At 72.3% G+C, this 22,897-nt stretch carries 17 protein-coding genes; 14 read left to right on the top strand and 3 right to left on the bottom strand.

The features are described from left to right. Nucleotides 1-45 precede the first annotated feature (45 nt). Nucleotides 46-1,197, top strand: coding sequence for a S8 family peptidase (locus VGB24_RS01620; protein ID WP_331071205.1), 1,152 nt, complete (start codon nucleotides 46-48; stop codon nucleotides 1,195-1,197). A gap of 535 nt (nucleotides 1,198-1,732) precedes the next feature. On the opposite strand, the gene mqnB is transcribed toward VGB24_RS01620, so the two are convergent. Then, complete coding sequence (gene mqnB, locus VGB24_RS01625; protein ID WP_331071206.1) at nucleotides 1,733-2,476, bottom strand: futalosine hydrolase; 744 nt, start codon at nucleotides 2,474-2,476, stop codon at nucleotides 1,733-1,735. A 96-nt stretch (nucleotides 2,477-2,572) separates the two neighbouring features. On the opposite strand from mqnB, the gene VGB24_RS01630 reads away from it, so the two are divergent. From VGB24_RS01630 to VGB24_RS25405, 8 genes are all read left to right on the top strand, one after another. Then, nucleotides 2,573-3,253: a hypothetical protein gene (locus VGB24_RS01630; RefSeq protein ID WP_331071207.1), complete on the top strand. Its 681-nt coding sequence runs from the start codon at nucleotides 2,573-2,575 to the stop codon at nucleotides 3,251-3,253. Nucleotides 3,254-3,599: 346 nt separating this feature from the next. Next, a complete protein-coding gene (locus VGB24_RS01635) occupies nucleotides 3,600-4,784 on the top strand; it encodes a DUF4956 domain-containing protein (RefSeq protein ID WP_331071208.1) in 1,185 nt (394 codons plus the stop codon). A 48-nt stretch (nucleotides 4,785-4,832) separates the two neighbouring features. Then, the gene (locus tag VGB24_RS01640) at nucleotides 4,833-6,026 is read left to right on the top strand and encodes a metallophosphoesterase family protein (RefSeq protein ID WP_331071209.1); all 1,194 of its coding nucleotides are present in this window, start codon (nucleotides 4,833-4,835) and stop codon (nucleotides 6,024-6,026) included. Beyond that, nucleotides 6,023-8,554, top strand: a complete 2,532-nt coding sequence (locus VGB24_RS01645; protein ID WP_331071210.1) for a BamA/TamA family outer membrane protein — start codon at nucleotides 6,023-6,025, stop codon at nucleotides 8,552-8,554. The genes VGB24_RS01640 and VGB24_RS01645 overlap by 4 nt, the downstream gene beginning before the upstream one ends. 5 nt (nucleotides 8,555-8,559) lie before the next feature. Continuing rightward, nucleotides 8,560-11,733: a polyphosphate kinase 1 gene (gene ppk1, locus VGB24_RS01650; RefSeq protein WP_331071211.1), complete on the top strand. Its 3,174-nt coding sequence runs from the start codon at nucleotides 8,560-8,562 to the stop codon at nucleotides 11,731-11,733. A gap of 20 nt (nucleotides 11,734-11,753) precedes the next feature. Continuing rightward, complete coding sequence (locus VGB24_RS01655) at nucleotides 11,754-12,668, top strand: hypothetical protein (protein WP_331071212.1); 915 nt, start codon at nucleotides 11,754-11,756, stop codon at nucleotides 12,666-12,668. A 95-nt stretch (nucleotides 12,669-12,763) separates the two neighbouring features. Continuing rightward, a complete protein-coding gene (locus tag VGB24_RS01660) occupies nucleotides 12,764-13,174 on the top strand; it encodes a hypothetical protein (protein WP_331071213.1) in 411 nt (136 codons plus the stop codon). Next, complete coding sequence (locus VGB24_RS25405; RefSeq protein WP_414676695.1) at nucleotides 13,159-13,464, top strand: type II toxin-antitoxin system RelE/ParE family toxin; 306 nt, start codon at nucleotides 13,159-13,161, stop codon at nucleotides 13,462-13,464. Before VGB24_RS01660 ends, VGB24_RS25405 begins: the two co-directional genes overlap by 16 nt. A 68-nt stretch (nucleotides 13,465-13,532) precedes the next feature. Here the strand turns inward: VGB24_RS25405 and VGB24_RS01665 are convergent, their stop codons facing one another. Continuing rightward, the gene (locus VGB24_RS01665; protein ID WP_331071214.1) at nucleotides 13,533-14,549 is read right to left on the bottom strand and encodes a hypothetical protein; all 1,017 of its coding nucleotides are present in this window, start codon (nucleotides 14,547-14,549) and stop codon (nucleotides 13,533-13,535) included. Nucleotides 14,550-14,731: 182 nt separating this feature from the next. Between VGB24_RS01665 and VGB24_RS01670 the strand changes: the two genes are divergently transcribed. Both VGB24_RS01670 and VGB24_RS01675 read left to right on the top strand, forming a co-directional pair. Further along, on the top strand, nucleotides 14,732-15,214 hold the full coding sequence (locus VGB24_RS01670; RefSeq protein WP_331071215.1) for a flavin reductase family protein: 483 nt from the start codon (nucleotides 14,732-14,734) through the stop codon (nucleotides 15,212-15,214). Next, a complete protein-coding gene (locus VGB24_RS01675; protein ID WP_331071216.1) occupies nucleotides 15,186-16,706 on the top strand; it encodes a fused MFS/spermidine synthase in 1,521 nt (506 codons plus the stop codon). The genes VGB24_RS01670 and VGB24_RS01675 overlap by 29 nt, the downstream gene beginning before the upstream one ends. Here the strand turns inward: VGB24_RS01675 and VGB24_RS01680 are convergent. Then, the gene (locus VGB24_RS01680; protein WP_331071217.1) at nucleotides 16,703-17,035 is read right to left on the bottom strand and encodes a hypothetical protein; all 333 of its coding nucleotides are present in this window, start codon (nucleotides 17,033-17,035) and stop codon (nucleotides 16,703-16,705) included. The genes VGB24_RS01675 and VGB24_RS01680 overlap by 4 nt on opposite strands. 395 nt (nucleotides 17,036-17,430) lie before the next feature. On the opposite strand from VGB24_RS01680, the gene VGB24_RS01685 reads away from it, so the two are divergent. The 3 genes from VGB24_RS01685 to trpE are packed head-to-tail and all read left to right on the top strand — an operon-like array spanning nucleotide 17,431 to nucleotide 22,572. After that, nucleotides 17,431-18,585, top strand: coding sequence for a DNA repair exonuclease (locus tag VGB24_RS01685; protein WP_331071218.1), 1,155 nt, complete (start codon nucleotides 17,431-17,433; stop codon nucleotides 18,583-18,585). A 3-nt stretch (nucleotides 18,586-18,588) separates the two neighbouring features. After that, nucleotides 18,589-21,030 carry an SMC family ATPase gene (locus tag VGB24_RS01690; RefSeq protein WP_331071219.1) on the top strand — a complete coding sequence of 814 codons (2,442 nt, stop codon included), beginning with the start codon at nucleotides 18,589-18,591 and terminating at the stop codon, nucleotides 21,028-21,030. A 36-nt stretch (nucleotides 21,031-21,066) separates the two neighbouring features. After that, a complete protein-coding gene (trpE, locus tag VGB24_RS01695) occupies nucleotides 21,067-22,572 on the top strand; it encodes an anthranilate synthase component I (protein WP_331071220.1) in 1,506 nt (501 codons plus the stop codon). Nucleotides 22,573-22,897 lie beyond the last annotated feature (325 nt).

The raw sequence follows: 22,897 nt of genomic DNA on the forward strand, positions 1-22,897 counted from the left end.
CACCAAGGCGGCCGCGCCACGTTACACCCCGTTCGTGAGGATGTCATGAAGCTCAGCAAGACCGCAGTTGCCGTTGGTGCCGTGATGGCCCTGGCCGCGTGCTCGGACGAGTCGCCGGTGTCCGCCCGGGCAGACCTGGTCCCGGTGCTTTCCGCCGGCGCCCGCGGGATCGAGGGGCAGTACATCGTGGTGGTGCGCGAGGGCGCGGATGCCCGCTCGGTGGCGGCGGTGGCGGGCGCTTCGCCGCGCTACGTGTACACGGCGGCGATCAACGGCTTCGCGGCCACCTTGAACGCCGGCCAGCTCAACGCGCTGCAGCGCAACCCGGACGTGGAGACCATCGAGCAGGACCAGGTGGCCCAGGCCTCGGCCACGCAGTCCGGCGCCACCTGGGGCATCGACCGCATCGACCAGCGCAGCCGGCCCCTCAGCGGCACCTACACCTACACGACCACCGCGTCGAGCGTGTACGCGTACATCATCGACACGGGCATCTACGCCGCGCACAGCAACTTCGGCGGCCGGGCCAGCAACGTGTACGACGCGTTCGGCGGCAACGGCAACGACTGCAACGGGCACGGCACGCACGTGGCCGGCACGGTGGGCAGCGCCACCTACGGCGTCGCCAAGGGCGTGCGCCTGCGCGGCGTGCGCGTGCTGGACTGCGCCGGTTCGGGCTCGTTCGCCGGCATCATCGCCGGGATCGACTGGGTTCGCGTGAACCGCACCAACCCGGCGGTGGCCAACCTGTCGCTGGGCGGCGGGTACTCGTCGACCCTCAACAACGCGGTCACCAACCTGGCCAACTCGGGCGTGTTCGTGGCCGTGGCCGCGGGCAACGAGAACCAGCCGGCCTGCAACGTGTCGCCGGCCAGCGCCCCGGCGGTGACCACGGTGGCCTCGTCCACCAGCAGCGACGCCAAGTCGTCGTTCAGCAACTACGGCAGCTGCGTCGACGTGTACGCCCCGGGCAGCAGCATCACCAGCACCTGGAGCAACGGCGGCACCAACACCATCAGCGGCACCTCGATGGCCAGCCCGCACGTGGCGGGCGTGGGTGCGCTGTACAAGGCGACCTACGGCAACGCCTCGCAGAGCACCATCGACTCGTGGATCAAGAACAACGCGACGGCCAACGTGATCACCGGCAACCCCACCGGCACGCCGAACCGCCTGCTGTACAAGGCTTTGCTGTAACTCCGGAGGATGGTTCCGCGGGGGTGACCCGCGCGGAAGCACGCCGCCCGGCCGTGGATTCGTCCACGGCCGGGCGGTTCGTCGTTTGGGGTCCTATCCCGGCCGGGCCCCGCACGGTACTGCTGTGCGGAGAGGGGAGAGGGAGAGTGAAATGCACTTCGGCTGGATTGGGCGCTTGGGCGGGCGCCCCCCATCCCCAGCCCTTCCCCCGCAAACTGCGCGGGGGAAGGGAGCCAGTGCCGTGCGTGGTGCGAAATTTGGTGTGAGGGCGGGCTGGCTACCCTGGGGGGCTTCTGTGTGGTTCATGGATTCGGCGCAGTCCCCTGGCTGCCCTCTCCCCCGGCCCCTCTCCCGCAAGCGGGAGAGGGGAGAATTCGAGTGCGCTCCGGCTGGACTCGCGCACTCGGCCGTGAGGTGTACACCCTCTCCCGCTTGCGGGAGAGGGTGGCACGCGTGTCAGCGCGGCCGGGTGAGGGCCCCACGGCAGCCGAGGACGCGCCTCCTACTCTCTCTCTCTCTCTCGTACCCGGTCGCGTCAGCGCGGCGGGGTGAGGGCCCGCGCCATGACGCGGACCGCGGCCTGGGCGGCTTCGGCGGCTTCGCGGATGCGCCAGCGGCTCATGTCCCGGTCCTCCACGTGGTTGCTGATGCCGCGCAGCTCCAGGAACGGCACCTGGTAGACGGCCGCCACGTGCGCCAGCGCCGCGCCTTCCATCCCCTCGCACACCGCCCCGAACCGCGCCGCCCGCTCCTGGCCCAGCACGCTCGTCCCCGAGCAGGCGGAGACCGTGACGAACGGACCGGTCCGCACGTCCATCCCGGCGCGCTCCAGGGCCGCGCGCGCACTCTCCACCAGCGCCGCGTCCAGCGGAAACTCGTTGAACCTCCGCGTCTCGCCCGCCTGCCAGAGTGGGATCCCGATCGCCTCCGTCGAGATCCACCCGCCCGGCGCCTCCACGCCCTCGTCGCCGTAGACGGCGCTCGTCGCCAGGGCGATGGAGCCGATCTCCAGCCCTGACCCCGGGTACGCCCCGCCGATCCCGAAGCCGATCACTCCGGAGACGGCCTGCGCCTCCAGCAGGGCGGTCAGCGCGTGGGCGGCGTTGGTCTTTCCCATCCCCCCCGGAAGGAGGACGACGTCGCTCCCGTCCAGCCGCCCCGCCCACCCCGGCTTCCGCCCGACGAGCACGTCCTCCACGTCCTCCAGTGCGGCGCGAAGGCGCTCGCACTCGAGCGGAACGGAGCAGACCAGGGCCAGCGGAGCGGTGGATTCGGTCACGATCGGGCAGCAGGTTGCGTGGTTGGCGTACGGCCGGAATGTACGTGGCGCGCCGCGTGCCGGATACGGGATGGCCCCTACCCCGGACTTGCCCACATGCGCCGCTTCGCCGTCCCCATCGCCTGCCTTGCCCTGGCCGCCTGCCCGGCTCCGCCGCAGCCCGTGCCGACGCCCGCACCCGCGCCGGTGCAGGCGGCCCCGCCCGCGCCACCCGCGATCGTGCAGTCGCAGAGCGTGTGGACCCGCGATGCCGGGCTGGCGCTGCGGGGAGACGGCGGATCGGCCACCCTGCCGTTCGTGTTCATGCGGCTGGAGGTGCTGCGGGCAGACACCGCCGAGCTGCTGGTGCGCTGCGTCCACTGCCCGGGCGCGCCGTCGGGCTGGCTGGCGCGCGAGAGCGTGGTGCACGTACCGCCGGACGTTGCGACCGCCGCGGAGATGGAGCTGGCAGACTTCGCCCTGGCCATCCGCGACGCCGCCTCCCGCCGCGACGTGCCGGCGCTGCGCCGGGCGATGTCGCGCGACTTCGTGCACACGCTGGGGCCCATCGACCCGGGAATCCTGGAGACGCTGGCCGAGTGGGAGCGCGAGGGATACCGCTCGGTGGACCGTCTGCCGTTTCTGCTGGACCGCGGCATCGCCAGCGTCGCGGGCACCGCCATCTGGGCGGCGCCGCCGGAGTACGCCTCGGACCTGCGCTACAACGGCCTGCGCGCGGGCTTCCGCCGCGGGCGCGAGGGGTGGGAATGGGTGTTTCTGGTGAGCGGCGGGATGTGAGGGGAAGTGCGTGAGTGCGTGAGTGCGTGAGTGCGCTGCCGATGCGGTCCGGATCGGTACGCGCAAAGCCGGCCGAAGCGCAATCGAATTCTCCCCTCTCCGCATGCGCAGCATGCGGGGAGGGGCCGGGGGAGGGGCCTGCCAGGGGCATGCGCCGGCGCAGATCGAAGCGCACCAAGACCCCCCCGCCCTCCCGCACATCCACACCTTCCATTGGCACAGCTCACCAACTTCCGCCTAATGACCAAGGCGAAAGCCAGCCGGCCACACGCGCGGCGTGGTTCCTGCTAGCGCCCACTTGTGCCCCGCGCGCCCTTCGCGCGGCGGATGCGGACGGAAAACGGAAATGGCCCAACACTCCAAGAAGCAAACCGGCATCACCAGCGGCCCGCCGCCCGTGGTCGCTCCGGGCGAGTCCGAGACGCTGCTCTCCACGCCGCCGGCGCCCGCCGCCCCCGCGGCCGAGGCGCCCGTCCGCACGTCGCATCCCGGGCGGATGCAGCCGGACGACGTACAGCCGCCCGCGCACCAACGCCTGCTGGAGCGGCTGGTCGACGCGCGCTCGTATCCGTTCCTTCGCGTGATCGCCTATTACGTGGTGGTCTCGGCGCTGATGTCGCTCGCCGTGTACTACAGCCCCACCGTGCGCGAGGCCATCCTGTCGCCCGTGGCGCTGCCGCTGGAGCGGGGCGGCGACCTGGCGGCCGGCCCCGTGGGCGACTACGGCGCGCGCATCTCGCTGCAGGAAGCCGGGCAGCGCGCGCTCGGCACGGTGCTCGTCATCCTGGGCGCGCTGCTGCTGGTGGTGCCGGTGGCGTGGGTGTACATGCTCACCAAGCGCTTCCGCTACGACCCCGCGCTGGTGGCCTCGGTGATCATCCTGCCCATCGTGGTGGCCGGGATCGCCCTCGTCGTCAAGAACAGCATCGCGCTGGCGTTCGCGCTGGCCGGCATCGTGGCGGCCGTGCGCTTCCGCAACACGCTCGAAGACCCCCGCGACGCCGTCTACATCTTCCTGGTGATCGGCATCGGCCTGTCTTCCGGGGTGCAGGCGCTCGACGTGGCCCTGGCCATGTCGTTCGCCTTCAACCTGGTGGTGCTCACGGTGTGGAAGTTCAACGTGGGCTCCATCTACAGCGGCCGGTACGCGCGCACCGGCATCCTGTCCGTGGGCCCGCAGCGTCTGCTGATGGCGCAGGAGCCCGAGGCGCAGCGAACCGTGCGCCGCCGCATGCTCGACAAGGCCACCGACGTGAAGACCGACGGCATCCTGCTGGTGCACAGCAGCCAGCCCGACGTGGCCCGCATGACGGTGCAGGAGGCGCTGGCCGACATGGCCAAGGACTGGCAGCTGGTAGACGTGGTGAGCCGCGACGACGGGATGAGGACGCTGGAATACCTCGTGCGGCTGAAGCGCAACGGGAGCGCGGCCGGCATCGTGGGCGCGCTCGACGAGCGCTGGTCGGAGCAGGTGGCCGCGGCGGAGTACGTTCCGTTCCGCGCGCGGCGCAAGAAACGCAAGGGCCGCTGACCCCGTCGACGGGCTCGGCTGACGATATCCAACCGAACGGCAGTGGTGATGAACGGCAGGACGATTTCGCGGCGCGCGGCCCGGCTGGGGTGCGCGGCCGCCATGCTGATGGGAGCGACGGCGTGCGGCTCGCCCGTGGCCGGGCTGGGCCGCCTGGCCGGCGTGCTGGCGCCCGAAGACTCGGTGGTCCTCAACCTGGTGCTGATCGGCGACGCGGGGCTTCCCGACCCCGCCGGCGAGCCGGTGCTGAACGCGCTGCGCGAGGAGATCGCCCAGGCGCCCGACCGCAGCTTCGTGGTGTTCCTGGGCGACAACCTCTACCCCGTCGGCCTGGGCGACACCGCCACCGCCGAGGGGCGCGAGGGACTGCGCATCATCCGCGCGCAGATGGCGCCCCTGCTGGAAACGGGAACGCGCGGCGTGTTCGTGCCGGGCAACCACGACTGGGCGCAGGGTGCCTCCGTGGGGCTGGAGCACGTCACCCGGCAGGCGCGGTTCATCAACGCCAACGGCGGCGGGCGGGTGACCATGGAGCCGCGCGACGGCTGCCCCGGCCCGGTGGTCCTGGACATCGACGGCGTGCTGCGGCTGATCCCCATCGACACCCACTGGTGGCTGCACCCGGCGCAGAAGCCGGGTCCCGGCAGCCGGTGCCGCCCCGCGACGGAGCAGGGCGTCATCGACTCGCTGCGCGTGGCCCTGGCCACCGCGGGCGACCTGCGTACGGTCGTGGTGGCGCACCACCCGCTGGTGAGCGGCGGGCAGCACGGCGGCTACTTCGACTGGCCCACGTACCTGTTTCCGCTGCACCCCTGGGCGCGCCTGGCCGGCCTCTTCGCCCGGCAGGACGTCACCGGCCGCGAGTACCGCCACATGGCCACCTCGCTGCAGCGCGCCTTCGTCGTCGATACGCCCATGGTGTACGCCGCCGGGCACGAGCACAACCTGCAGGTGTTCCGCCGCGAGCCGGCCAAGTACATGCTGGTCAGCGGCGGGGGCATCTACGGCCACACCACCCCCACGCGGCGCATCACCGGCATCCGCTACATCCGCGAGGCCAGCGGCTACCAGCGCATCTCCATCCTGGCCGACGGGCGCATGAGGCTGAGCGTGGTGGTGGTGAACGCCGACGGCAGCCGCCACGAAGACTACTCGCAGTGGCTGGACGTGCCGACCATCGAACGTCCCCAGCCCGATTCCACCGCGCCGCCGCCATCCGCCTCTACGGGGAGCGGCCGATGACGCCGCGCCGGCTCGCCGCCCTTCTCGCGATCGCCGCCCTGCCCGGGGCGGCTTTCGCGCAGGACAGCACCGTGGTCGTTCCCGGGCCGGGGTACGCCGCGGGATCCACCCGCGCGTTCCTGCTGGGCACCAGCTACCGCGACCTGTGGACGACCCCCGTCCGCGTTCCCCTGCTGAACCTGGGCACCTTCGCCGGGGGACTGACGCCCACCGAGCGCGGCGGCGGCAACCAGACCGTTTCCCTGCGCTTCCGCGGGGCCGACGGAAAGGAGTACGCCTTCCGCTCCGTGAACAAGCGGCAGTGGCGGGCCCAGGAGGCAGACCTCAAGGGCACCGTCGTCGGCCGCGTGCTGCAGGACCAGGTGAGCTCGCAGCAGCCCAGCGGCCTGGTGGTTTCCGGGCGATTGATGGACGCCACCGGCGCGCTGCACGTGGATCCCGTGCTGTTCGTGATGCCCGACGACCCGCGCCTGGGGGAGTATCGCCAGGAGTTCGCGGGGATGCTGGGGACGGTGGAGGAGCGGCCCGCGGCGCCCTGGGCCGGCGCGGCGGAGATCGAGGGCACCGACGACATGCTGGAGGCGCTGGAGGAAGGTCCGCGCAACCGCCTGGCCGACGAGGAGTTCCTGACGGTGCGGCTGCTGGACCTGGTGCTGAACGACTGGGACCGCCACGCCGACCAGTACCGCTGGGCGGGGATCGACTCGGGCGGCGTGCGGACGTGGCGCCCCATCCCGCGCGACCGCGACTACGTGTTCGTGGACTACGACGGGTTCCTGATCAAGCTGGGGCGCTCGGTCCTGGACAAGGCGGTGGGGTTCGGCCCGGCGCCGGAAACCATGGGGCTGGTGGACCAGGGGATCGAGGTGGACCGGCGCATGCTGGGCGAGCTGGACCGCGCCGACTGGGACTCGGTGACGGCCGCCCTGCGCGCCCGGCTGACGGACCCCATGATCGCACAGGCGGTGCGGCTGATCCCGGCCGAGCACTGCGCCCTGCGCTGCGAAGAAATCGAACGCACCCTGCGCGCCCGCCGCGACGCGCTTCCGGCGGCGGCGGCGGAGTTCTACGCGCTGCTGGCCCGCGAGCCCCAGGTGTACGGCACCGACGCCGCCGAGACCGTGGTCATCGACCACAGGGGCGACTCGCTGGAGGTGCGCATCCACGCCGGGACGGAGGGCACGCTGGGCGAGCCGCACTTCCGCCGCCGTTTCGCCGCGAGCGAAACGCGCGAGGTGCGGGTGTGGATGCACGGCGGCGGCGACCGCGCCGTCATCCGCGGCCAGGGTCCCATCCTGGTGCGGCTGCTGGGCGGCGGCGGCGACGACGTGTACGAGAACGAGAGCCGCGGCGCGCGCACCGTCATCTACGACGACCGCGGGCAGAACCGCTTTCCCGCCGGGCCGGGCGTGGTGGTCGACACGCGCGAGTACGAGGCGCTGGGCGCGCCCCGCGGCGAGGGGATCGATCCCCCGCGCGACTGGGGCGCGAGCAGTTCGATGTTCGCGCCGTACGCGGCCATCCGCCCCTACGCCGACCTGGTGGTGGGCGGCGGGCCGTCGCACACGCGCTACGGCTTCCGGCGCTACCCTTGGGCCACCCGCTGGTGGGCGCGCGGGCTGTGGGCGCCCCTCTACGGCCGCTTCGGCGTGGAGGCGTTCGCCGCCCGGCGCTGGACGGGAAGCGCCGTCTCCAGCGGCCTTTTCGCCCGTGCCTCGGAGCTGGAGGCGACGGCGTTCTACGGCTTCGGCAACGACACCCGCCAGCAGCCGGGACTGGGCCGCCGCGACTACATCGTCTGGGAGCGCCAGCTGCTGGTGGAGCCCACGCTGGTGGTGCCGTTTTCCGAGCGGTTCGCCCTGACCACGGCGCTGGTGGGGCGCTACACCGATCCCGAGGTCCGCCCCGGCACGCCGGCGGCCGCCCTCGGCACGGAGTACGCGCACGCGACGGACACCTTCTTCGACGTGGGCGCGCGCGGGGCGGCGTACTGGGAAGGGCGCGACGACCTGACGTATCCCCGCGGCGGCTTTACCCTGGCGGCGAACGCGGACGTGTTTCCCGGCGTGGCCGGCGCCCTGTTCGACGAGGGCGCCCACGGCGGGTTCGCGAGGGCCGGCGGCGTGGGGACGGCGTACCTGTCCGCCGGGCGCGGGCCCGTGCTGGCGCTTCGCGCCGGGGCGCAGGCCACCTGGGGCTCCTTTCCCATCCAGTACTCGTCCTTCATCGGCGGCTCGCCCTCGCTGCGCGGCCACGCCATGCAGCGCTTCGCCGGCGACCGCGCCGCCTTCGGCGGGGCCGAGGTGCGCACCGTGCTCACCCGCGCCAACCTGCTGGTGCGCGGCGACCTGGGCGTAATCGCACTGGCCGACGCCGGCCGCGTCTGGTACGGCGGCTCCGGCGAAGGCGGCTGGCACACGGCCGTGGGCGCCGGCGCCTTCTTCCGCTTCCGCCAGCAGGCCGTGAGCGTGGTGTACGCCCGCGGCGAGGACGACGTCGTGTACCTTCGCATGGGACTGCCGTTCTGAGCACGATGCACCACGACGCCCCGCTTCCCGACGGCCCCGCCTCCAGCCGCTACGAGCCCGGCACACCCGGCGCGCTGGACCGCATCGCCACGGACCCCGCGCCCGACACGCTGGCGGCGGGGCCAACGCGTACGGCCTCGTTCCGCGACGTGTACTTCGACACGGTGGAAGGGGACCTGGAGCGCCGCGGCGCCTGGGCGTGCGTGCGCCACCACGGCCACGGGGCCGCCACCTTCGCCGTCCGCACCGGGCACGAGGCCGAGTACGGGCGCATCGTGGCGCTGGACGGTGTGGAGGGCGATCCCGCGGCCCTCTTCGCGGGGAGCACCGAGCCCGCCGTGCTGCTGCGCGCGATCGTGGACCCGGCCCGGCTGGAGCCGCGGGTGGAGATCGAGACGCACCGTCGCGTCCGTCCCCTCTCCTCGCCCGAGGGCGACGTGGCGCAGGTGGCCGCCGACACCATGCTGGCGCGCGAGGGCGACCGGCGCGCGCAGCTCGAGGAAGTCGCCATCCTTCCCCAGGCGGGCGACCCCGAGCGCATCGCGTCGTCGCTGCGGCACGAGTACGGGCTGCGCCTGGTGGCCGAGGACCGGGTGGACCGGGCGCGGCTGGCGCTTCGCGAGCACGAGCTGAACGAGCTGGAAACGGCCGTCCGCTCCGCGCGGCGGGTGGCCGTGGTGGCGCTGGACGACGGGCGGATGGCCCTGCGCCGCGACCGCGCCTCGCTGCGGGTTCCCTCCACGCAGGGCACGGGCGAGGACGCCGCGCGGCAGGTGCTGCGCGACTGCTTCGGGCAGGACGGCGCGCGGGTGCGGCTGCTGGGCACCGGCTCGGGCTCCGGAGCCAGCGCGTCGGTGGAGGTGTGGCTGGCGGAGGGCGCATCGGCCCCGGGCGAAGAGGCCGCGTGCGAGATCGTCCACATGCCGCTGGACGAGATCCTGGCCTCCGTGGGCTCGCCCGCGCTGCGCGACCGCGACACGCTGGCCGCGCTTCACGTGGTGGCGCGCGCGGGGCTCACCATCCTGGCCCCCGAGGGCGACGCCAGCGACGAGGAGCGGCGGGCCCGGGTAACGCTCGCCTCCGCCCCCGATCCCGACGCCGACGCTTCGCGGCTGCTGCCGGTGGGTACGCTGCTGAACATGGAGCTCAGCATCCTGGCCTTCAACCGGCGCGTGCTGGAGCTGGCGGAAAGCCCGCGCGTGCCGCTGCTGGAGCGGGTGCGGTTCCTGGGAATCTTCGGCGCCAACCTCGACGAGTTCTTCCGGGTGCGCGTCTCCGGCTTCAAGCGCCAGGTGGCGATGGGAAGCCACAAGCGCACCATCGACGGCGTCACCCCGCAGGACCAGCTCGACGCCATCGGCATCCGCGCGCGGCGGCTGATGGACCGCGCCTACCAGCTGCTCGACGAAACGCTCCTGCCGCAATTGGCCGAGCGCGACGTGAGGGTGGTGCCCCCCGGCGAGCTGGCGCCCGACGAGCGGGCGTACGTCCGCGAGCGCTTCGAGCGCGACGCCCTTCCCGTGCTGATGCCGCTGACCGCCGGCCCCGGGTACCCGTTCCCGCACATCCGCAACCTGCGCCCCGCGCTGGCGGGGCTGGTGCGCGACCCGCGCGGGGGCGAGCCGCGGCTGGGCATCGTGGAGCTGCCCGACGGGGTCAACCGGTTCATCCACCTTCCCAACAGCCGGCGGTTCGTGGCGCTCGAGGAGGTGATCCGCGAGCACTTTCCCGCGCTGTACCCCGGGCTGGAGGTGGAATCGCCGCGCGTGTTCCGCGTCACCCGCAGCGCCGAGCTTCACCTGGACCGCAAGGAGGTAGAGGACATCCTCCACGCGGTCGAGGAGCAGGTGCGCAAGCGGCGCTTCCGCCCCGTCGTCCGCCTGGAGGTGGAGCGGGGGATGCCCGGCACCGTGCGCGCCATGCTGCTGCGCGAGCTGCAGTACGAGGCGCCCAGCATCGTCTCGGCCCTGGGCGAGCAGGACGTGTACGAGGTGCCCGGGCTGGTGGACCTGCGCGGCATCCGCGAACTGGCCGACGTCGAGGCCGAGGGGCTGCACTTTCCCCCCGCGCCCCCGCCGCGCACCCCGCTGGACCCGCGCCGCACCGTCTTCGAGCAGCTGCGCGAGCGCGAGGTGCTGGTGTCGTTTCCCGGCGACTCGTTCCAGGCCACCGTCGAGCGGCTGGTGGTGGACGCGGCCGAAGACCCCGACGTGCTGGCCATCAAGCTGGCCCTGTACCGCACCAACACCAAGTCGCGCATCGTCGAGGCGCTGACCCGCGCCGCGTCGGCGGGCAAGCAGGTGGTGGCGCTGGTGGAATTGACGGCGCGCTTCGACGAGCTCAGCAACATCCACTGGGCGCGCTACCTTCGCTCCTTCGGCATCCACGTGATCTACGGGGCGCCCGACCTGAAGGTGCACGCCAAGATCGCCCTGGTGGTGCGCCGCGAGTCCGACGCGCTGCGCCAGTACGTGTACATCGGCACCGGCAACCTGAACGCCTCGACGGCCACCTTCTACACCGACCTGGGGCTGATGACCGCCAACCCGGCCCTGGCCGCCGAGCTCAACGAGGTGTTCAACGGCCTCACGGGGGGCGCGGCGCCCACGGACTTCCAGCACCTGCTGGTGGCGCCGTACACCATGCGGCGGCGGTTCGTGGAGATGATCGGGCGCGAGGCCGAGCACGCCGCCGCGGGGCGCCGGGGGTGGATCCGCGCCAAGTTCAACGGCCTGGCCGACCGCGAGATCATCGCCGCCCTCTACCAGGCGTCGCAGGCGGGGGTCCGGATCGACCTGCTGGTGCGGGGGATGTGCTCGCTGCGCCCCGGCGTCGTGGGGCTGTCGGAAAACATCCGCGTGTACAGCGCGCTGGGCCGCCACCTGGAGCACGCGCGCATCTTCCGCTTCGAGAACGGCGGCGAGCCCGAGTACTACATCGGCTCGGCCGACTGGCGCACGCGCAACCTCAGCCGGCGGGTGGAGGTGGCCGTTCCCATCCGCGACCCCGGCCACCGCGCGCGGCTGGACGGCATCCTGGACGAGGACCTGGCCCGGCCGGACCTGTGGGAGCTGGGCGCCGACGGCACCTACTACCAGCGCCCGCAGCCCGCACCGCGCCAGGGAGCGCCGGCCCGCTCCGGCCCGGAGCGCCGCGCCATCATCACCGCGGACGTGTGAGCCGGATGAACGTACGGCAGATGGGGATCCGATCGATGCGGGCGCGGTGGGCGGCGGCCCTGGCGTTCGTCGCGCTCGCGGGATGCGGCGATGCGCGGCAGGCGTCCGCCGGCGGGGATGATGCCGGGGAGTGGTGCCGGATCGCGCGGCGCGACGTGGGGATGCCGGGCGACGTCACCGAAACGAGCGGCGCGGCGTTCGATCCCGCCGACCCCGAAGTCTTCTGGACGCACAACGACTCGGGGAACGACCCGGTCCTGTACGCCATCGGAAGCGACGGAAGGGCGCGGGGCACGCTGCAGGTGGAAGGGGCCAGCAACCAGGACTGGGAAGACCTGGCCGTGGGCCCCTGCGAGGGCGGCCAGTGCGCCTACATCGCCGACATCGGCAGCGCGGGCCGCAGGAAGAACGATCCGGTGGCGCTCTACCGCGTGGCGCTTCCCCCCGTGGACCAGGCGGCCACCGCCCGCGCGGACCGGTTCGAGGCGCGCTTCCCGGGCGGCGGCCAGGACGCCGAAGCCCTGTTCGTGCTTCCCGACGGCTCCATCTACGTCATCGGCAAGGGGCAGAAGGAGCCGATCGAGCTGTACCGCTGGCCCACGCCGCTGCAGCCCGGGCCGGTGGACCTGGTGCGCGTGCGCGAGCTGGCGCCGGAGCCCGAGCAGCCAGGAGACCGCGTGACCGGGGCAGGCGCCAGCCGCGACGGGCGCTGGGTGGCGGTGAGGAGCTATGGGCGCCTGGCGCTGTACCGCACGGCGGAGCTGCTGGGCACCGGCCGCCCCGAGTTCGCCATGGAGCTGACGCCGGTCGGCGAGCCGCAGGGCGAGGCCGTGGCCATCGAGTCGAACGGCACCGTCCTGCTCACCAGCGAGGGCGGGCAGCGCACCGTCCCGGGCCGCGCCACCTTCCTGCAGTGCACCCTTCCGCAGTCCTGACCGGCCGGTGGCGCGTTCTACCGGCTTGTGCGTTCTGAGCACTTTCGCCGATATTGCGGACGGTTTCGCGCCGTCGCCAGCGGAAAGGGCTCGCCATGTCACCCATGCAGTTGGAAGAGCAGGACCTGCTTCTCGATGAGCAGCCGCCCGCCGGCCTCTCGCCGGCGGAGCTCGCCTATTGGGAGCGCATCCGCGAGAGGCTCGTGCGCGGCATGCAGGCGTACCGCGCGGCGAACTACGTCAGCGATCACGAGTGGGAGCTAAGGCTCTCGATTGCGCGTAGCGTGCTGGCCGGGCCGATGCCCCCCGGCAACCCCGCCGATCCGGAGCAGGCCGAGAAGGATGCGCTGCGGCATCGCTTCGAGGACGTGCCCTACCTTTCCGAGGATGAGTACAACCGCCACGTCATCGCGGGAGTCCGGCAGGGAGCCATTTCCGCCGCGACCGAACGCCTGTACAGCCAGGCGGAGGTCGAGACACTGGTCGCTACGTGGTTTACGGACTGAGTTGGTCCCAACTCGCGATTCGTGACCTCCTGGACATCCACAACTACACCGCGCGCCACTTATACGCCAGCAGCCGTCCCCTAGTCACCAGGCTGTTCGCAGGCGTACAAAGGCTCAAAACATTCCCGCGCTCCGGCCGGACGGTACCCGAATGGGGAGACCCGGACTGGCGGGAGATTGTCGTCCCACCTTTCCGTGTCCAATACCAGGTCGTAGGCCGGGATGTCGTGATTCAACGAGTCTTCCACTCCCGGCGATCGCTCCCGTCCCGCCCGGACGAGTTCCGCTGACGACGTGAAAAAGGGGTGAGCGCGATCCGCGCCCACCCCTCTCTTTTCGCTCCGTCGACCGCGAGCGGTCAGGGCTGCTGGCTGGTGCGCTCGGCCGCGCCGATGCTGCGGGCTACGGGCGGCTGCTCCACGCAGCGGGGCGCTTCCCACACCTTGCGCCAGGTGCCGCGGTCGCGCGAGATCACCTCGTACCAGCTTTCGCGCACGCCGAACACCTGCACCAGCATCTCGTGCTGGCCGGCGGCGTTCCAGTTCAGGTGGTCCACCAGCTTGGGCGCGCCCTTGCCCGTCTTGTCGTAGTCGCGCACTTCCTGGTACACGGGAGTGTAGCCGGCGCGCTGCTCGTAGTCGGCCACGTAGAACACGCTCCACCCGTCGGGCTCCGGGGCGCCCGGCCCCAGCTGGTCGCCCACCAGGTAGGTGGCCGCCATCTCGGGATGGCCGCCGCGGATCACGTCCAGCGCCTGCAGGTCGCGCTGGGCGCCGCTCCAACTGCGGGGGCGCGCCAGGCCGTTCTGCAGCACCATCCGCTCGGCCACCAGCGAGGCGTAGCGCTGGATGGTGCCCTCCACCTGCGGGGGCCGGTACTCGCCCATGACGTCGGGGGCCAGCCCCTTGCGAAAGGCCAGGAACTCGCGGTCGGCCGCGGCGGCCGCGACGGTCGTTGCCTGCCCCTGCGCGGTCGGCACGCCGCACGACGTCACGCGGGCGGGGCCCTGCACCGTCACCGTTCCCACCTCGGCGCCGCGCCGGAAGAGCACGAACTGCGCGTTGGGCGGCATCACCGCCTCGCGGAAGCGCTGCTCGTACGCCTGGGGAGAAACGCCGGCCGGGCGGCGCAGCGTGCGCAGCGAGTCGCCCGAGATCTCGCCCACGGGCACCACCGTGGCCGTGCCGTTGGCGTTGCGCACCACGTGAAAGAGCACGCGGCCGGTGGGCAGCCCCAGCCCCGCGATGGCGCCCGGCTCGGGCGCGGAGGCGTCGCCGGCGCCCGGGGGCGGCGGCGTGACCACCTGGAACGAAGCGCCGCCCCATTCCACGTTGTCGCACGCGGCCGGAGCGGTTAGAATCAGGAGCGCGGCCACTCTGGCGGCGCGTGCTGCAAAGGCGCGCATCGGCGGTTCTGGCTGTCAGGAAAGCGGGCCGGCCCATCCGGACGGCCCGGCTTTTGTTTGATGGGGCCGGGCCTCGTAGGGGCGCGTGTTCAGCAAGGACCCGGCCAGCAACACGCGCGGCCAAGGTAGTCCCGTACTTCGTCCGCGGCCAGATGATCGACGAAAGCGAGTTCCGGCGGGTGATGGGCCACTTCGCCACGGGGGTGGCGGTGGTCACCTCGTGCCGGGACGACGGCACCGCGGCCGGGCTCACCGTGAGCGCCGTGTCGTCGGTGTCGCTGCGCCCCATGCTGGTGCTGGCGTGCGTCGACCGGGCCTCGCAGACGCACGCGCTCATCCAGCAGGCCGGCTACTACGCCGTCAGCTTCCTGGCCGAGGGGCGGGGTGAAACCATCGCCCGGCGCTTCGGCACGGGCGGCCCGGCCGAGGAGAAGTTCCGCGGCACCCCGTGGCACGCGGAAAGCACCGGGGCCCCGGTGCTCGACGACGCGCTGGCCTGGGTGGACTGCCGCGTGCACGCCGCCCTTCCCGGCGGCGACCATACCATCTTCATCGGCGAAGTGCTCTCCGCCGGTGCGCGCGAAGGAACCCCGCTGCTGTACTATCGTGGAGGATACGGCCGTTTCAGCCACTGAATCGCGCAGGCCCGCGGCCGGCGTCCTGGCCCGCGCCGCCCTGGCGGGGGTGGCGCTCGGCATCGCCGCGTTCGCGGCCGGCAGCCTGATCCTGTACGAGGCGCAGGGGGTGCTTTCGGCGGCGGGCGGGCTGGTGGCCACCTTCGCCGCCGCGCTCGCCGCCGGCGTCTGGGCCGGCTCGCCCGGCGCCCGCACCGGCCAGCCCCCCACCTGGCGCTGGGTGGGGGCGGGCATCGCGCTGGCGCTGGCCGGCGGCTTCGGCACGCTGTGGGTGCACTTCGGCTGGGAGCGCTTCGGGGGCACGGCGCGCGCGCTGGCGCTGCTGTTCCTGGTGGGGGTGCCGGTGTACGCCATCGGCTTTCTGCTCCCGGCGCTCACGGCCTGGTCCGCGGAGTTCCACGCGGCGGGGGCCGACGAGGATGACGACGAGCGCACCGGCCGCTCGCCCGCCGCGCGGGGCGTGGAGGAGACGGTGCTCGCCGTGCTGCTGGGGCTGGCCGGCGGCGCGGTGATGGGCGGCTTGGTGCTCATCCCCGCCTTCAGCCCCGGGCCGCTGCTGCTGGGGGTGGGCGCGCTGCTCACCTTTCCGCTGGTCTTTCCCCGTGAGATGCCGGTCGCGGCTTCCGGTGGCGAGCGCGTGCTTCACGAGGAGGAGACGCCGTACGGCCTGGTCCGCGTCGCCGAGATGGTGCACCCCGGCGGCCGTCGCCAGCCGGAGCTGCGCCTGTACGTGAACGACGAGCTGGAGTCGGGCGAGCTGGAGCGCACGGGCGCGCCTACTTTCGGCTACATCGCGGCGGCGGAGCGGCTGCTGCGCGACACCACCTCCAACGGCGCGGCGTACCTCTTCCTGGGCGGCGGGGCCTGCACCCTGCCGCGGCGCATCGCCGAGGACGATCCGGGGGCGCGCATCACGGTGGTGGAGCTGGATCCCGCCATCACCCGCGCCGCCTACCGCTGGTTCGGGCTGCGGCCGGAGCACGGGCTGGCCATCCTTCACGGCGACGCGCGGGCGGTGGCTTCGGCCCTGCCGCGAGGCGGCTACGACCGGCTGGTGGTGGACGTGTACGGGGGCGACGAGATGGTGCCGGCGCACCTGGCCACGGTGGAGGCGCTGGAAGGCTTCCGCGCGCTGCTAAAGCCCGGCGGGCTGGTGCTGGTGAACCTGATCGGGGTGGCGGCGGGGGCGGGGGAGTGCCGCTTCTGGTCGACCGTGCACACCGTGGCGGCCGTCTTTCCCGCGGTGCGGCTGTACCACCAGCTGGGGCGCGACTATCCCGAGCGGCAGAACTTCCTGCTGGCCGCCTCGGCCGAGGCGGGGGCCTCGCTGCCGGCGCGGGCGGGGCACTTCGACGCGTGGCCGGCGGACGAGTGGCCGGGGCTGCCCTGCGCGGCGGTGCTGCGCGACCGGGGGGCGGGGGACGAAGCGCCGCGCGCCGCGCTCCCGGAGCGGGAGCGCGGCGCGCGGGTGGAGCCGGCCAGCGCGGACTAGCGCGCCTTGTTGCGCTTCTGCGCCTTTTTCTGCTGGCGCGCCATTTCGCCCTGCATGAACTCCACCTGCTTGCGGCGCATTTCCAGGTGCCGCTTCATCTGCTCGGCCTGCTTGAGCTTCTGGCCTTCGGTGCCCTTGTAGCGCTGGCGGTCCATCAGGCGCTTCATCATGCGGATGATCGGGCCGGCGACGTACTTGACCATGAACGCCTTGCGCTTCTGGCCCTTGGCTTCGAAGTCGGCGATCACGTACGGAAGCGCCTGCACCTGGTCCTGCAGCTGGCGGTGCCGTTCTTCGGGCGAAATCTTGGGCTTCTTGGTCTTGGCCATGATGGCGTAGTTCGGTCGGCTTGGGGGACTGCGGCCGCGGCGTCGGGCGGCGGTGTCGGTACACCGGTGGAGGGGGGCGGTTCTCGCCCGTTCACCGGGGCCACAATCGTAGCCGCCGCGCGCCGCGCTCACAAGGCGGCGGCCTCTCGCGCAGAAGGGAGCCAGTCGGGCGCGCGAGGCCAGCCGGAGCGCAATTCAGGTCTCCCCCTCCCCTGCGCAGCGGGGGACGGGGGCCGGGGGGAGGGGGCTCCCAGAGGCATGCATCGGCAGTTTGTCGAACCACGATCGAAGTTCCCCCCTCTCCCGGCGCAGTTTGCCGGGGGAGGGGCCGGGGGAGAGGCCTCCCGGGGCCCGGAAGACGACATCACACGAAGTATCGATAGAACCGAACCACAGTGAGAATCGCCCACCTCGCCGACCTTCACCTGGGCTTCCGCGCCTATCACCGCGTCACGCAGCGCGGCGCCAACGCGCGCGAAGCCGACGTGGCCGACGCCTTTCGCCAGGCCGTCGCCCGCGTGGTGGAGCTGCGCCCGGACCTGGTGCTGGTGGCCGGCGACGTGTTCCACACCGTCCGCCCCTCCAACACCTCCATCGCCGAGGCCTTCCGGCAGTTCTGCCGACTTTCCGAGGAGCTTCCGGACACGCCGGTGGTGATGATCGCGGGCAACCACGACTCACCGCGCTCGGCGGACACGGGCAACATCCTCAACCTTTTCCGCGAGATCGACGGCGTGCGGGTGGCGTGCGACGAAAGCCGCACGGTGCACCTTCCTCAGCTGGAAACGTCCATCCTCTGCCTGCCCCACGTGGCGCTGTTCGCGGGCGAGCAGGCGCGGCTGGAGCCGGACCCCGCGGTCAAATACAACCTGCTGATGCTGCACGGCACCATCGGCGGCGCCGCGGCCGAGCAGAAGCTGCGCTACGTGTCGGAATACGGCGGCGCCATCGTCGAGAACACCGACATCGGCCCGGAACGGTGGGACTACGTCGCGCTGGGCCACTACCACATCGCCACCGAGATGGCGCCCAACATGTGGTACGCCGGCGGCATCGAGCGCACCTCCACCAACATCTGGATGGAGAAGGAAGAGAAGGGCTTCCTGCTGTACGACACCGAGACGCGCCGGGCCGACTTCCAGCCGCTGCGCACGCGCACGGTGGTGGACCTCCCCTGGGTGGAGGCGCGAGGCCTGGGCCCCGCCGAGGTGGATGCCCGCATCCGCGCGCTGGTCGAAAAGGTGCCCGAGGGCATCAAGGGAAAGATCGTTCGCATGGTGGTCACCGACGTGCAGCGCCCCTGCATCCGCGAGTTGAACCACAAGCAGATCCGCGAGTGGAAGGCCGAGGCGCTGCACTTTCACCTGGACGCGCGCCCGCCCGAAATCCGCCGCCGCGCCGCGTCGGGCGCGCCCGTGCGCCGCCAGACGCTGCAGGAGCAGGTGGAAAGCTTCATCCGCAAGGACTGGGTGCTGCGCGACGACCGCTGCGAGCGCGACCACCTGATGGAGCTGGGCAAGACGTACGTCGAGCGCACCGGGGAGGGCTGAGCCATGCGCCTCCGCTCCCTGTCCATGCGCAACTTCCGCCAGCACGCGCACACCGAGATCACCTTCCGCTCCGGGCTCACGGGCATCATCGGGCCCAACGGGGCGGGCAAGTCCACCATCCTGGAGGCCATCGCCTGGGCCATCTACGGCGCCGCCGCCGCGCGGGGGACCAACGACACCATCAAGTTCGCGCGCGCGGGGGCGCGCTCGCGGGTGGAGGTGGACCTTGCGTTCGGCCTGGGCGCGCACGAGTTCCGGGTGATCCGCACGCTCACCACGGCCGAGGTGTACCTGGACGGCGGCGCCTCGCCCGTGGCGTCCACCGTCGGCGGGGCGACGGCGTACCTGCAGCAGCACGTGGGGATGACCCGCGAGGAGTTCTTCAACACCTACTTCACCGGGCAGAAGGAGCTGGCCTTCCTCGCCACCATGGGGCCCGCGGACCGCGGCCGCTTTCTCAGCCAGGTGCTGGGCTACGAGCGGCTGCGGCGGGCGCAGGACCTGGTGAAGGGGCGCAAGACCGAACTGCGCAGCGAAATCCGCGGGCTGCGGGCCACCCTGGGCGATCCGGAAGAGATCGCCGCCGCGCTCGTGGCGGCCGAAAAGGGCGTGGCCGAGGCGGTGGAGGGGCGGAAGGTCTCGATGCGCGCGGCCGAGGACGCCGCCGCCGCGCTCAGGGAGATCACGCCGCGATGGGACGACGCGCAGAAGGGCCGTGAACGCTACCGCGAGCTCACCCACGCCATCGGCCAGGCCGAGCGCGACCGCGAGGCCGCGCGCCGCGAGCTGAACCGGGCCGCGTCGGAGCTGGAGGCGGTCGCCGAGGCCGAGGCCGCACTGGCTCCCCTGCGCGAGAAGCTCGCGCACCTTCCCACCGTCACCGACCAGTGCACGCGGCTCAGCGAGCTCGCCCGCCAGGACGAACGCCGCAAGGCGCTCGTCCGCCAGGTGGCGGACCTGGATGCGGAGCTGGTGCGTGCGCGCGAGCGGCTGGAAAAGGTGGCCACCGCCCCGGAGCTGGAAAAGAAGTACGCGGGCGAGCTGGAGCAGCTGCGCACGCAGCGCGAAGCCGTGGCCGCCACGCTCGACGAAAAGAAGTCCACCTGGCTGGCCGACAAGCAGGACGCCTTCACGCAGCTGTCCACCTACCGCGCGCGCGGCGCCGAGCTCAAGGAGCAGATCACCCAGATCCGCGCGCTGGGGGCCGAAGGCATCTGCCCCACCTGCGGACGCCCGCTCGGCGACGACTACGAGCGCACGCTGGAAGAGCTGGAAGACCAGTGGCGGATGCTGGTGCAGGACGGAAAGTGGCGGGCCAAGCGGTACGAGCAGCTCGAGGCCAAGCCCGACGACGTCGTGGAGCTGGAAAAGCTGCTTCCGCAACTGGTGGAAGCGGTGGAAGACCGGTCGCGCAAGCTCACCCGCTGCCAGGGCGCGCTGCAGGAGCTGGAGCAGCTGACGGCGGACCTCGGCCACCGCCAAACCCGGCGCGGCGAGCTGCAGGGTGAGCTCGACGCGCTCCCCTCCGGCTACGACGCCGCGGAGCACCGCAAGGCCGAAAAGCGCCTGTCCGAGCTGCGCGAGCTGGAAAAGCGCGCCGCCCGCCTGGAAGAAACGGCCGCCCGCGGTGCGGATTGGGAGCTCGCGCAGTCGCAGGCCCGCGCCCGCGAGGCCGCGGCGGTGCAGCAGGCCGGCGCCGCCACGGCGGAGCGCGAGGGGCTGGGGTTCAGCGAAGAGGCGTTCGAGGCGGTGCGCGCCGAGCACAAGCGCCTGGACGAGGCCGTTCGCGCCGCCGACCTGCGCGTGGCCCGGGCCACGGGCGACCTGAACACGGCCGAGCAGGCGCTGCAGACCGCCACCCGGGCCGAGACGCTGTACCAGCAGCGGGTAAAGGCCGTCGAGGCGCAGGAAGCCGAGCTTCGCTACCACGACGAGCTCGACCTGGCCTACAGCGAGCTGCGCCAGGAATTGAACGACCAGGTGCGCCCCGAGCTGTCGGAGATCGCCTCCGCCTTCCTTTCGCAGCTGACGGACGGGCGCTACACGTCGATGGAGATCGACGAGTCGTACAACCTGATGGTGATGGACGAAGGCGAGGAAAAGCCGGTGATCTCCGGCGGCGAAGAAGACATCGCCAACCTGGTGCTGCGCCTTTCGCTTTCGCAGATGATCGCCGAGCGCGCCGGGCACCCGCTGTCGCTGCTCATCCTGGACGAGGTGTTCGGGTCGCTCGACGTCGCCCGCCGCGACAACGTGGTGCAGCTGCTCCACCACCTGGAAGACCGTTTCGAGCAGGTGATCCTGATCACCCACATCGAGGGAATCCGCGAAAGCCTGGACCAGGTGCTGCGCGTGGAATACGACGAGCGCGCCGGCACCTCGGTGCTCCGCGAAGAAAACGTGACCGGCGGCGACGACTTCGAGGCCCCCCTCGCCGCCGACTGACGCGGTCCTCCTCTCCGATCCTCATCCGTGACTCCCGTGACTGCAGCGCCCCCCTCGCCCGGCCTCGCCGAATTCCTGGACCTCGCCGAAGGCGCCACCGTGGTGCCGGTGTGGCGCGAGTTCCTGTTCGACACCGACACGGCGGTTTCCGCCTTCCACAAGCTGGCCCGGCCGCCCTTCGGGTTCCTGCTGGAATCCGTGGTCGGCGGCGAACGGTGGGCGCGCTACACCCTGCTGGGGAGCGAGCCGCGCTCCGCATGGCGCCTGCGGGGGCGGCGGGTAGACACGTGGACCCCCGCGGGCGGATGGGTGGACCAGGGCGAAAGCGACGACCCGCTCGGCGACTTCGACCGCATGCTGACGTCGTTCCGCCCCGCGGAGGTGCCCGGCCTCCCCCGCTTCTGGGGCGGCGCGGTGGGCTACTTCGGGTATGACACCGTCCGCCTGATCGAGCGCCTGCCCGGCGCCCCGGCCGAGGGGCTGGACCTGCCGGACGCCGTGTTCATGCTCACCGGGACGACGGTCGTCATCGACAACCTGTTCAACCGCGCGCGCGCCGTGGTGGCGGTGCAGGTGGAAGGGCTGTCACGAGAAGAGCGGGAGGAGCGTTATCGTTCCGCGGCCCTGGAGATCGACGGGCTGATCGCCCGGCTGCGCGAGTCGCCCGGGCCCGCCCCGCTGGCCCTGGCCGACGCCGGCGGCGAGTCCGACCCCGACTTCGAAAGCACCAGCAGCCGCCAGCGGTACGAAGACGGCGTGCGGCGCGTGCAGGAGTACATCCGCGCCGGAGACGCCTTCCAGGTGGTGCTTTCGCAGCGGCTGACGGTGCCGCTCACCGCCGAGCCGTTCGACCTGTACCGGGCGCTGCGGACGCTGAACCCGTCGCCGTACCTGTTCTACCTGGACCTGGACGGCACGCGGCTGATCGGCTCGTCGCCCGAGGTGATGGTGCGGCTGGAAGACGGAAAGGTGACGGTGCGCCCCATCGCGGGCACCCGCCGCCGGGGCGCCGACGCCGCCGAGGACGAGCGGCTGGCCGCCAGCCTCCTGGCAGACCCCAAGGAGGTGGCCGAGCACCTGATGCTGCTGGACCTGGGGCGCAACGACGTGGGGCGGGTGGCCCGCTGGGGAACGGTGAAGGTGCCGCAGCGCATGGCCATCGAAAAGTACTCGCACGTGCTGCACATGGTGTCCACCGTCGAAGGCGAGCTGCGCGAGGGCATGTCGGCCATGGACGTGTTCCGCGCGTCCTTTCCCGCGGGCACCGTCTCCGGCGCCCCCAAGGTGAGGGCCATGGAGATCATCGACGAGCTGGAGCCGGCCCGCCGGGGGCCCTACGCCGGCGCGGTGGGCTACTTCGGCTACGGCGGGCGCACGATGGACACCGCCATCGCCATCCGCACCGTGGTGGCCCAGGGCGGCCGGGCGCACGTACAGGCGGGAGCCGGCATCGTCGCCGATTCGCGCCCCGCCGACGAGTACGACGAAACGCTCAACAAGGCCCGCGCGCTGCTTCGCGCGGTGAAGATGGTGGGCGGGTGAGGAGGCGAAAAAGGGGAGGGAAACGGATGTAGCAGCCGGCCGTGCGGAGGGCCGCCGCCCTTGACACCTTCGGATACCCGGCCTATATAAAGGCGTATCCACTCCGCCGGACAGCACTTCCAACACCACCACCTAGCATGGCGCCGCAGCGGTTTTCGGCAGCCTTCGTACATTCCGCGCCAGGCCGGCGCAACCGTATCCACTCGGCACCACCAACCGTCCACCCGCACACGGAGGGCCGACGCGAATTCTCCCGGACTCGAGCAGGGCACGACCCCATCGGGCGGCAGCGGCTTCCTTCGCCGAAGGAGGCGGGCGGCGCCCC

Origin of the sequence: Longimicrobium sp. (assembly GCF_036399935.1) — a bacterium.
Classification (GTDB): Bacteria; Gemmatimonadota; Gemmatimonadetes; order Longimicrobiales; family Longimicrobiaceae; genus Longimicrobium.